Origin of the sequence: Oleiagrimonas sp. (genome assembly GCF_027858935.1) — a bacterium.
GTDB lineage: Bacteria > Pseudomonadota > Gammaproteobacteria > Xanthomonadales > Rhodanobacteraceae > Oleiagrimonas.
Genome location: NZ_JAQIBU010000101.1, coordinates 1 through 10,804 on the forward strand (window position 1 = coordinate 1; position 10,804 = coordinate 10,804).

The 10,804-nt window shown below is 63.2% G+C and carries 10 protein-coding genes; 2 read left to right on the top strand and 8 right to left on the bottom strand.

Features of this window, described 5'->3' with window-relative positions; all coding sequences use genetic code 11:
- Window positions 1-397: transposase (locus tag PF446_RS03875; RefSeq protein WP_298069925.1), on the bottom strand; the 397-nt coding region annotated here is incomplete at its 3' end.
- A 246-nt stretch (window positions 398-643) separates the two neighbouring features.
- On the opposite strand from PF446_RS03875, the gene PF446_RS03880 reads away from it, so the two are divergent.
- The gene (locus tag PF446_RS03880) at window positions 644-1,204 is read left to right on the top strand and encodes a pyridoxal-phosphate dependent enzyme (RefSeq protein ID WP_298069926.1); all 561 of its coding nucleotides are present in this window, start codon (window positions 644-646) and stop codon (window positions 1,202-1,204) included.
- On the opposite strand, the gene PF446_RS03885 is transcribed toward PF446_RS03880, so the two are convergent.
- The 7 genes from PF446_RS03885 to PF446_RS03915 form a co-directional block, all read right to left on the bottom strand.
- Entirely contained in the window at window positions 1,186-1,740 is a 555-nt protein-coding gene (locus PF446_RS03885; protein WP_298069928.1) for a DUF2127 domain-containing protein, read from the bottom strand. The two genes, PF446_RS03880 and PF446_RS03885, sit on opposite strands and share 19 nt — an antisense overlap.
- Window positions 1,741-2,153: 413 nt before the next feature.
- The gene (locus PF446_RS03890) at window positions 2,154-5,351 is read right to left on the bottom strand and encodes a hypothetical protein (protein WP_298069929.1); all 3,198 of its coding nucleotides are present in this window, start codon (window positions 5,349-5,351) and stop codon (window positions 2,154-2,156) included.
- Window positions 5,352-5,511: 160 nt separating this feature from the next.
- Window positions 5,512-5,931 carry a VOC family protein gene (locus PF446_RS03895; protein ID WP_298069930.1) on the bottom strand — a complete coding sequence of 140 codons (420 nt, stop codon included), beginning with the start codon at window positions 5,929-5,931 and terminating at the stop codon, window positions 5,512-5,514.
- 7 nt (window positions 5,932-5,938) lie between these two features.
- Window positions 5,939-6,859, bottom strand: a complete 921-nt coding sequence (locus PF446_RS03900) for an aspartyl/asparaginyl beta-hydroxylase domain-containing protein (protein ID WP_298069933.1) — start codon at window positions 6,857-6,859, stop codon at window positions 5,939-5,941.
- Window positions 6,860-7,125: 266 nt separating this feature from the next.
- Window positions 7,126-8,505 (bottom strand): PhoH family protein, encoded by a 1,380-nt coding sequence (locus PF446_RS03905; RefSeq protein ID WP_298069931.1) that lies wholly within the window; start codon window positions 8,503-8,505, stop codon window positions 7,126-7,128.
- Window positions 8,506-8,593: 88 nt separating this feature from the next.
- Window positions 8,594-9,055 (bottom strand): peroxiredoxin, encoded by a 462-nt coding sequence (locus tag PF446_RS03910; RefSeq protein ID WP_298069935.1) that lies wholly within the window; start codon window positions 9,053-9,055, stop codon window positions 8,594-8,596.
- Between the two features lie 41 nt (window positions 9,056-9,096).
- Window positions 9,097-9,615 carry an ACT domain-containing protein gene (locus PF446_RS03915; protein ID WP_343224651.1) on the bottom strand — a complete coding sequence of 173 codons (519 nt, stop codon included), beginning with the start codon at window positions 9,613-9,615 and terminating at the stop codon, window positions 9,097-9,099.
- Between the two features lie 138 nt (window positions 9,616-9,753).
- Here PF446_RS03915 and dapA point away from each other — a divergent pair, with 138 nt between their 5' ends.
- On the top strand, window positions 9,754-10,647 hold the full coding sequence (dapA, locus tag PF446_RS03920) for a 4-hydroxy-tetrahydrodipicolinate synthase (RefSeq protein WP_298069932.1): 894 nt from the start codon (window positions 9,754-9,756) through the stop codon (window positions 10,645-10,647).
- Window positions 10,648-10,804 lie beyond the last annotated feature (157 nt).

Sequence of the window (10,804 nt, forward strand, 5' to 3'; positions counted from 1 at the left end):
CCAGCCGACGGCACAGCAGCACGAACTCGCGGCAGACCTTGCGGATCGCCGCACCGTTGTCGCGGCGAAAGTCGGCAATCGTCTTGAAATCCGGCACCAGTTGACCCGTCAGCCACATCAACTCGACATTCCGCTGCGCTTCGCGTTCCAGACGCCGGCTTGACTGCACGCGGTTGAGATACCCGTACAGGTAGATCTTCAGTAGCGTGGCCGGATGATATCCCGGACGGCCGGTCGCCTGTGCAATCGCTCGGTCGAACCCCAGCGTCGTCAGGTTGAGCTGCTCGAAGAACGCGTCCACCACCCGCACCGGGTTGTCCTCGCCAACGTAATCTTCAAGCCGCTCGGGGAACAACACACTCTGCGAGCGATCCACCCCTTCTACAAATCGGCTCATCGGCTGGCCCTCGTCGATTCGACGCGCCAATTTTTATCCGATGGCGGAGTTTTCACACAGCCTGGGTCGTTTGCCGGCGGTTGCCCGACGATGGCCGTGCAATCTGCGACAGGCAGAGACCACCCGAAGGGGACATTGCAGTAACTGAGACTCACCCCGTTCTTTGAAGATAGACGCACTATGCCTCTTCATGTGGAAACACCCCTCGTCGAATCGCGCCCATTGAGCCTGTCGTCCGGATGCTCCGTGTGGCTCAAGCTCGACGCGCTACAGCCACCCGGCTCGTTCAAGATGCGCGGCGTCGGCCATGCCTGCGAAACTTACCGGGCACGCGGAGCGCGGCGGTTTGTTTCTTCCTCCGGTGGCAACGCGGGGCTGGCCGTGGCCTACGCGGGTCGCGTGCTGTCGGTGTCCGTCACCGTGGTGGTGCCGAAAACCACCACGGAAAGGGCGGTCGAGCTGCTGCGCCAGAAAAACGCCGAGGTTATCGTACACGGCGCGTCCTGGCAGGAAGCCAACGAGCTGGCGCAGTCGCTGGTGGGCGCATCGGATACATTCATCCATCCCTTTGACGGCCCCCTCCTGTGGCAGGTTCACGCGACGATGATCGATGAAGTAGCGCGATCCGGACTGAAGCCCGATGCCATCGTTCTGTCCGTCGGCGGCGGCGGACTCCTGTGCGGTGTCATGGAAGGCCTGCATCGACACGGGTGGGGCCAAGTGCCGGTGCTAGCCGTGGAAACGCAAGGGGCAGCTTCGTTCAATTCGGCGGTGAAGGCCGGGCGTCCTCAGTGTAACGCTGGATAACCTTGGCTTGCGCGCCATCTCCATTCGTGGATGATCAAGATAATAACCACGACATCCACCACGGTCAGCGCGCCAAGCAACAGCGTCGGTACCTGGGTAAGGCGATAGGACTGATAGCCGATGAAGAGCAGCAGAAACACCACCGCCGAAGGATAGGCCCAGCGCTTGTCACGCAGTAATCCGATCACCAGGCCGATCTTGATCACGCCGTGGCCAACGAGATAGAAGCCGGCAAAATAGTGGGCATGGACCGACAGTTTGCCTGCTAAATGCCGAAAATAGATGGCGATAAACCCATCCGGATTCTCGATCAAATCGGTGCCGATCAGCCAATGTACGGCGCGCACGATCTGGTCCTTGCTAACCAGCAGCAGCAGCGCGCCAGCCAGCACCTCCAGTGCTCCGTCCAAGCCCTTGAGCCACACACCAACATCAAAAGCCCAGCGAAAGAGGCGTTCTTTTTTTGTGTCCAATACGGAATTTCCTTGTAGGGGTGATTCACAGCGCCTGTCAGCGACGAGGCGCGTGTTGGTCATGGTTCTGGAACACCTAACTATTGAATATACGGACCCGTTGATCTGGTTATACATCTTGTGCCTGACTCCGCGAACGGTAGCACAACCCCATGACATAGAAAGAAATTCGCGGAGCATCGTCCGGCTAACACTAAGCGGTATAGCCGGACACAGCTGATGCTGGAAGTTGGCTTCTTCGCGCCGCCGCAAGCAGCAACCAAGCAACCTTCCTACGACTGCTGTTCGGCAACTTTGTGGAAGCCGCGAACGACAGCTCCTGGCGGCGGAAGCGGGCATTGGCGGCTCAACACATCAGGTGTCGGCCACCGCCCTGGGCATGCTGACCATCCACAACGGCTCTGCGACCCCTGGTTTAGCTGGCCCCTGCGTTGGCCGGCTGCCCCTTCGTCTCCGAAAAGGCAGCCGGCACCGGATTATTTCGCTGGTGAACTCTTGGTCGTCAGTGGCGGAAGGTTCGCCTTGCGAATGAGGGTGTTGAGCTGGGGAACGGCCTTGCTGCGGACCGTGTGCCAGGCGTCAAGCTGCTCGTTGATCTTGCCCGAAAGCTTCTTCCAGACCGCCTCTTCGGCCTGCGTGGGACGGCTCAGGGAGGCGCCGGTTTCGAAGGCCAGCGTGGCCAGCTTGCTGCGCAGGCGCACCGGATAATTGAGGGGGTCCTCGGAGGCATGCGACTGGGTCTGCATCAGCGTGCGCTCGATCGTGTCCAGGCGCGTGATGATGGACTTGGCCTCCTTCGCCGCTTCGGAACCCTTTTTCAGCCTCGGCTGGTAGGACGTCACCTGTTTGCGCAAGGTGCGCAGATCGAGCACGGACACGTTCACGCTGTCGAGCAGCGTATGCATCTGCTTGAGCAGCGCGAACTGCGCATCCAGGTCCGCCTGCGTGGCCGATGCGCGCGGGTCCTTGGCCACCTTGAAATGACGCGTGTAGCTCTTGCCCGCGACCGTCAGTGTCGCCGTGTAGGTGCCGGGCGGTACGCGCGGGCCGCGCATGGAGCCGTCCCAGACCACGCTGTCGTGGATGGGCTTGGCATCGGGCAGGCGCAGTTGCCAGACGAAGCGGTTCATGCCCGCCTTGGCCGGCACGACGCCCTTCTGTTTCACCTGCCTGGGCGGATAGAACTCCTTGCTTTCATGCACGGGCTTGCCCTGCGGTGTTTTCAGGTTCGAGAACGTGGCCAGCGTCTGACCCTTGGCATCGGCGAACCGCAGGCGGACCGTCTGTCCGGCCTTCGGCGCGTGCTTCAGTTCGTAGAACACCGTCACGCCGTTGGGTGGGTTCTCCCCCATGCCGTGCTTGTTGGCGTCGGCCGACCGTCCGCCGCCGGTGAGGTAGGCGGTTTGCGGGGTGAACAGGAAAGCGGGGCCCTCCACGGCCTTGTGTGAGAGTTCGCGCAAGGGCTGCAGATTGTCCAGCGCCCAGAAGGCGCGTCCATGCGTGGCCAGCACCAGCGCGTTGTATTTCGGCTGGATCGCCATGTCGCGAACGGCCGTGTGCGGCAGGTTCAGTTGCAGCGGCTGCCAGTGCGCGCCGCCGTTGAACGACACGAAAACGCCGTCGAGCGTGCCCGCGAAAAGCAGGTCCGCATCCTGGGTGTCCTGGCGCACGACGAAGCTGGACTGATCGTCCGGCAATCCGTTGGTGATGCGCGTCCAGTGGCGGCCGTAATCGGTCGTCTTGTAGAGGTAGGGCTTGTAGTCGTCCTGGCGATAGCGGCGTGCCGCGAGAAACGCCGTGCCGGGCTTGATCGGCGAGGGATCGATCATGCTGATCGTGGTCCACTTGGGCAAGCCGCCGGGCGTCACGTCCTGCCAGTGGGTGTTGCCGGCATGCTTGACCCAGACCCGGCCGTCATCCGTGCCGGCCCACAGAAGGCCGGCCTTGAGCGGCGATTCGGCGAGTGCGAATACCGTGTCGTAATACTCGACGGAGGTGTTGTCCTGCGTGATCGGGCCGCCCGACGACGCCAGGCGCTTGGCGTCGTTGCGCGTCAGGTCGGGGCTGATGGCCTGCCACGTCAGTCCGCCGTCGGTGGAGCGCATCACATATTGCGAGCCGACGTAGATGGTCTTGGGATCGTGCCTGGAGACCACGATCGGGTAGGTCCACTGGAAACGGTACTTGAGATCCCTGGCCGGATAGCCCATGGCGTTGTCGGGCCATGGATCGAGAAACGTGTTCTCCCCGCTACGGGTATTGAGGCGATTCAGTGCGCCATCGTAACCACCACCGTAGGTGATCCAGGGCTTGCCCGGGACGGGCACCACGAAACCACTTTCGCCGCCGGCCACGGCACGCCAGTCCTTGTCGCCAATGGCATTCCCGTTGGTGTTGCGGCTGGTGATCTCGAGCGTCGAATTGTCCTGCTGTGCCCCGTAGATATGGAACGGGAACTGGTTGTCCACCGCCACGTGGTACAGCTGCGCCGTCGGCTGGTTGTCTTCGCTCGACCAGGACTGTCCGCCGTTGTAGCTGACGGCGGCGCCACCGTCGTTGCTGACGATCATGATGTCGGGATGCTGCGGGTTGATCCACAGCGTGTGGTTGTCACCATGCGGCGTGGACATGGGCTTGAAGCTGCGCCCTGCGTCATTGGACTTGAACAACCCGGCCACCTGTGGCGCATAGACCCGGTCGGGGTTCTTCGGGTCGACGAAAATCTCGCTGAAATACCAGGCGCGCTGGGTCAGGTTGGATTTGTGATAGACGCGCTTCCATGTCGCCCCGGCGTCATCGGAGCGGAACAGCCCGCCAGTCTTGGCCTCGACCATCGCATACACGCGGTCCGGATCCGAAGCCGCCACGGCCACGCCGATCTTGCCGATCACGCCCTTGGGCATGCCGGGGTTATGGCTGAGATCGTGCCAATGGGCGCCGCCGTCCGTCGTCTTGTACAGGCCGCTGCCCTTGCCGCCGCTGGAGAAAGTCCAGGGGCGTCGTTCAACGCGCCACATGGCGGCGTAAAGAACACGCGGGTTGGTCGGGTCCATGACCAGATTGACGGCGCCGGTATGTGCGTTGCCAGCGAGAATCTTTTTCCAGTGCGCGCCGCCGTCGGTCGATTCGTAGACGCCGCGTTCGCTGTTGGGCCCGAACACATGTCCGAGGGCGGCGACATAGACGTGATCGGGGTTGTGCGGATCGACCACGATGCTGCCGATCACACGGCTATCGGCAAGACCGGCGTGCGTCCACGTCTTGCCGCCATCCGTGGATTTCCACACTCCGTTGCCCGTCGCCATGTTGCCGCGGGGGAACGGCTCACCGGTACCGGCATAAATGACATTGGGATCCGATGGCGCCACGGCCAGCGCGCCGATCGCTCCGGTGTTCATGCTGCCATCGGAGACGTTGTGCCAGTCGATGCCGCCGTCGGTCGTCTTCCAGACACCGCCATCGACGCCTCCGAAATAGAACGTTCGCGGTTTGCCGGTAACGCCGGCGACGGCCACCGAGCGTCCGCCACGGAAAGGTCCGACCAGGCGCCATGCCAGGGCATGCAGCGCATTCGCCGGGAACGTCTGCGCCGGAGCGGCGGCCAGGGGCATGGATACAACCAGCGACAGGGCGCATGCCGTGATGAACAAGCGAATGGAACGGGGGATAGTCAAGTTGGTCACCTCGATGATCTGCAATAGCTGGACGTGATGGGGTGAGCGTGGAGCAGGGCCCCAAGCTCCTCCATGGTACGGGTAACGGGCGAGTGCGCGACCGTGCCGTCATGCATATCCATGAACGTCCGGGAACCTGGCCTTGTGATCGAGGCTCCCGTCAGCGGGCGAAGAGCTGACCGCGGTCGGCGAAGGCCTTGAACTCCAGCGCGTTGCCGCTGGGGTCGAGCAGGAACATCGTGGCCTGTTCACCGGGTTGGCCCTGGAAACGCACGTGCGGCTCGATCACGAAGTCCACGCCCGCCGTGCGCAATCTTTCGGCCAGGTGTTCCCATTCGGCCATGTCCAGCACCACGCCGAAGTGCGGCACGGGCACGTCGTCGCCGTCGACCGGGTTGTGATGCGTGCGCGCGGCCTCGGGAGCAAGGTGCGCGACCACCTGGTGACCGAAAAAGTCGAAGTCCACCCATTGCTCCGAAGCGCGTCCTTCGTCGCAGCCCAGCAGATCGCCGTAAAACGCGCGTGCCTCGGACAGGGAGGTCACCGGGAAGGCGAGGTGGAAGGGAGCAAGCTCGGGCATGGACGACTCAGCGCGCGAAAGGGTAGGGGCACAGGAAGATCAGCCACAACGCTACCAGGATCAGGATGTACTTGGTCAGGCGGAAGCTGCGGGGATGGCGTTTCTTCCACGACTTGCCGCGTTGGCTGGCGCTGTGGTTGAGGGCGTACAGGCGGTTGATGATGCCGGTGCTGTCGCTTTCCTCATTGGGCGAGGCGGTGATCCGGCCCATGAAGGCACTGACGCGCTTGTTGATCGCGGTCATCGCGCGCGTGTGCAATGGGCGTTCGATGTCGGCAAAAAGGATCACCCTGGTCTGGTCGGTGCGGTTCTCGGCCCAGTGCACATAAGTCTCGTCGAACACGACATCCTGGCCATCGCGCCAGGCGTGGACCTGGCCGTCGACAAAAATCCGGCACTCGTCGGAGTTGGGCGTGATCAGGCCCAGGTGGTAGCGCAGCGAACCGGCGAACGGGTCGCGGTGCGGGTTGAGCTTGCCGCCCGGAGGCAGCAGCGCGAACATCGCCGCCTTCACGCCCGGGATCTGGCGCAGCAGTTCCACGGTTTTAGGGCACAGGGTTTCGGCGGAAGGCAATGGCTCGCCGTACCACTTCAGGTAGAAACGCTTCCAGCCCTGCTTGAAGAAGGAGTTGAAGCTGGCATCGTTCTTCTTTTCGGCCGCACGGATATACCCCTGGTCGAACAGGTGCGCGGCTTCCTCGCGGATCTGCTGCCAGTTGTCCTTGAGCAGGTCCATTTGTGGAAAGCCCGAGCGGTCCAGCAACGGCGTGGCCGGCACCGCGGAAAAGGCGTACATCAAGAGATTGTAGGGCGCGAAGATCGCCGAGTGATCGACCAGCTGGCGGTCGAAGCGCAGCCGCGCCTTGCCGCGAAGATGCACCGCCAGCACGCACAGCACCAGCAGGGCAAGGAGGATGAAAAGGATCAGGCGCGGCGTGAGCGGCATCGGGTTTCAGCAAGGTCGGGGCGATGGGCTATTTTACGCTCTCGCGGTGAAACGCGGGCAAGGCGCCAGCCAGGGCAGTAAACCCGCCAGGTCGTTCGGACTTCGGGAGCTTCCAGTGCGGGTTGATTCCCGGCATCGACCGTAAAACCCCATGGACGCCGCTGCAACAGGCCGCAGGCACGCAGCGCGCGCGCCGGGCCGCTGCCGGATGAACCGCCGGGGGTGGGATCACTCCCGGCGCCTGTGCTTCAAAGCGCTTCCGCAGCAAAGTCGGCCAGGCGCGAGCGCTCGCCGCGGCGCAACGTGATGTGGGCCGAGTGCGGCCAGTCCTTGAAGCGGTCCACGGCGTAGGTCAGGCCGGAGGTGGTCTCGGTCAGGTAGGGCGTGTCGATCTGCTCGACGTTGCCCAGGCAGACGATCTTGGTGCCGGGCCCTGCGCGGGTGACCAGCGTTTTCATCTGCTTGGAGGTCAGGTTCTGCGCCTCGTCGATGATGACGTAGCGGTTGAGGAAGGTGCGTCCGCGCATGAAGTTCAGGGAACGGATCTTGATGCGCGAGGCCAGCAGGTCGTTGGTCGCTGCCCGGCCCCAGCTGCCGCCATCCTCGGAGTCGGTCAGCACCTCGAGGTTGTCGGTCAGCGCGCCCATCCACGGCGTCATCTTTTCCTCCTCGGTACCGGGCAGGAAGCCGATGTCCTCGCCGACGGAGACCGTGGCGCGGGTCATGATGATTTCGCGGTAGCGCTGCTGGTCCATGACCTGCGCCAGGCCTGCGGCCAGGGTCATCAGAGTCTTGCCGGTGCCGGCATTGCCAAGCAGCGTGACGAAGTCGATTTCCGGGTCCATCAGCACGTTCAGGGCAAAGTTCTGCTCGCGGTTGCGGGCGGCGATGCCCCAGACGCTGTGGTTGGCATGTGTATGGTCGTCCAGCAGCACCATGCGCGCGGCATCCTCGGTCACCGAGATCACGCGCATTTCCACACTGTTTTCTCCGGGCAGGTACAGGCACTGGTTGGGATACCACTGCTCGTCCTTCTCCGGCTTCACCTCGTACCAGGTGCGGCCCTGCTCGGTCCACGAGCGCAATCCGGGGTGCCGGTCCCAGAAATCTTCCGCCAGTTCGGCCGAGCCGGTAAACAACAGCGAAAAGTCGTCCAGGGCGCGGTCATTCTCGTAGTCCTCGGCAGCAATGCCGAAGATGGTGGCCTTGATCCGCAGGTTGATGTCCTTGGTGACCAGCACCACCCGGGCATCGGCATGCTGTTCGCGTACATCGAGTACCGCGTCGAGGATCTGGTTGTCGGCCTTGCCGCTGGTGCGCGTGGCGCGCTGCTGGAAGTGCAGGCGTCCCACTTTTTCAGCGCGGCGCAGGTTCAGTCCCTGCGGATTGATCAGCTCCAGGCCGTCGGCAATGCTGTGGCCGTTGCCGTGCTCGATCAGCTCGTTGAGGAAGCGGCTGGCCTGACGTGCATTGCGCGCCACCTCGGAGCCACCCTTCTTCTTTTCGTCGAGTTCCTCCAGCACGGTCATGGGGATGTACACGTCATGTTCCTCGAACCGGAACAGGGCTGTCGGATCGTGCAGCAGCACATTGGTGTCCAGAGCGTAGATGCGCTTGCCTTGGGTCATGCACGGGCCTCGTCGGGTGACTGCAGGGAACAGCGGAGCGTGTCGCGGCGTCGCTCGCGGCATGCTGTGCGGGGATTGCGTGGAGTACTCACTTCGTGGGTACGGCGTCCAGCACGACCTGGGCGTGGCCGGGAACCTTCACCTTGCGCCATGCATGTTGCAGTTTTCCTTCTGGATCGATCAGGAACGTGCTGCGAACCACGCCCATGTGGCGCTTGCCGTAGAGCATCTTCTCGTGGATGACGTCAAAGGCCTTGCACCAGATTTCGTCCGGATCGGAGACCAGCGGGAAAGGCAGTTCATGCTTGGCGGCGAAGTTGGCGTGAGACTTTACCGAGTCGCGCGAAACGCCCACGATCTCGACGCCGAGGCGCTTGAAACGCTTGTACAGGTCGCGGAAGTCGCCGGCTTCAGTGGTGCATCCGGGCGTGTTGTCGCGCGGGTAGAAGTAGACCACCACCCACGAGCCCTTGAGGTCGCCCAGTTTCAGTGTCCCGCCGTCGCCAGTGTCGCCTTTCAGCGCGGGGACCTTATTGCCGACTTCGATCATGTACGGTTCCTCTGTGGTGTGGTGCATGGCTGGCGTTGCGGTCAGAATTTCACCGGATCCATGATGGCGTCCAGGTTGAGTCGGTCGCACAGTTCCAGGAAATCGTCGCGAAGCGTCGCGATATGGCTTTCCGAAGGGATGCCGATGGTGATCTGGGCCTGGAACATTCCGGCACCGGTCTGCATCGCCTGATAGCGCATCGAGGTGAGTTGCTCGATGCTGATGCCGTTGCGGGTGAAAAATTCGATCACCTCGGCCAGCACGCCCGTTCGGTCGGCTGCGATCACCTCCACCAGATAGGGCAGCAGGTGGGTCTGCGCGGCCCGCGCCTGGGTGCGGTAATGCACCAGGTGAAGCTGGTCCTCCCGGGACAGCTTGTCCAGCGCGGTTTCCAGTTTGGCCACGGCGTCCCAGCTGCCCTGCGCCAGGAGGATCACGCACACATCGCTACCGAGGGTGGATACGCGGGTATCGGCCAGGTTGCAGCCGGTGTCGGCAATGCGGCGGACCAGGGTCATCAGGGGCGAGCGTGAAGCCGGTGAAAGGGTCTGCACGAGCAGTTGGGTTTCGCCCCCGGGGCGCTGCGTGATGCTGCGGTTCAAGAGTATGGACACCTGGGTCGGCTGGCTTGCAGCTTACTTGCCCGCAACCGGAGCCCGCAAGTAACATCGCCTGGTTTTCTAGCCAAGGCTCCCGCGTTGAAACTTACTGGCAGCATTTGCGCCCTGGCGACCCCCTTTCGCGCCGGGGAAGCGCTGGATATGGACGCCTTCGGGCGTCTGATCGAGCAACAGATCGAGGGCGGCACCCAGGCACTGGTGGTGGCCGGATCCACCGGCGAGGCGCATTTTCTCGAGGCCGGGGAATACGACCGCCTGCTGGAATACACCGTCAGCCGCGCAGGCGGGCGGGTGCCGGTGATCGCCGGCACCGGTGAGGCCGGCACGGCCAAGACCGTGCATCTGACCCGGCGCGCGAAGCGCCTCGGTGCGGATGCCGCGCTGGTGGTTACGCCCTACTACGTGCGTCCCACACAGGAGGGCCTGCGACGACACTTCCTGGAAGTGGCCGAACACGGTGAACTTCCGCTGTTGCTCTACAACGTGCTCTCGCGCACGGCCTGCGACATGCTGCCGGAGACGGTGGCGGCGTTGCGCGAGCATGAACGCATCATCGGTCTCAAGGAGGCCAGTGCCGAGAGTGCCAGGATCAAGGCCATCGCGGAACTTGCGGACGAGGAATTCGTCTATCTCTCAGGCGATGATGGAAGTGCTGCCGAAGCGATGCTGGCGGGCGCCGCAGGCACCATATCGGTGGTGGCCAATATCGTCCCGCGCGTTTTCAGGACCTTGTGTGATACGGCCTGCGCCGGGGACCGTGCGGAAACGCTAAGGCAGGTCGACCGGCTGCAGCCGTTGCTGCAAGCGCTTGCCTGCGCGCCCAATCCGATTCCCGTCAAGGCCGGGCTGGCCGCGTTGGGCATCGGTGACGGCAGCGTACGCCTGCCGCTGGTGGCGCTGGCTGAAGGGCCGACCCGCCAGGCATTACGCGATACACTGGGCCGCCTGACGCCCATGGCGTCCGCGGACTGAACCGAAATTATCCAATGGACACCCCCAAGCTTATGAAGAAAATTGTCGCCATCGCCCCGGTCCTGCTTGTCGCAGCGCTGCTCTCCGGTTGCGGGCTGTTCCATACCAGCAAACCCTGGCAATCAGCCAAGCAGGAGAATCCCCTGGAAATTCCTCC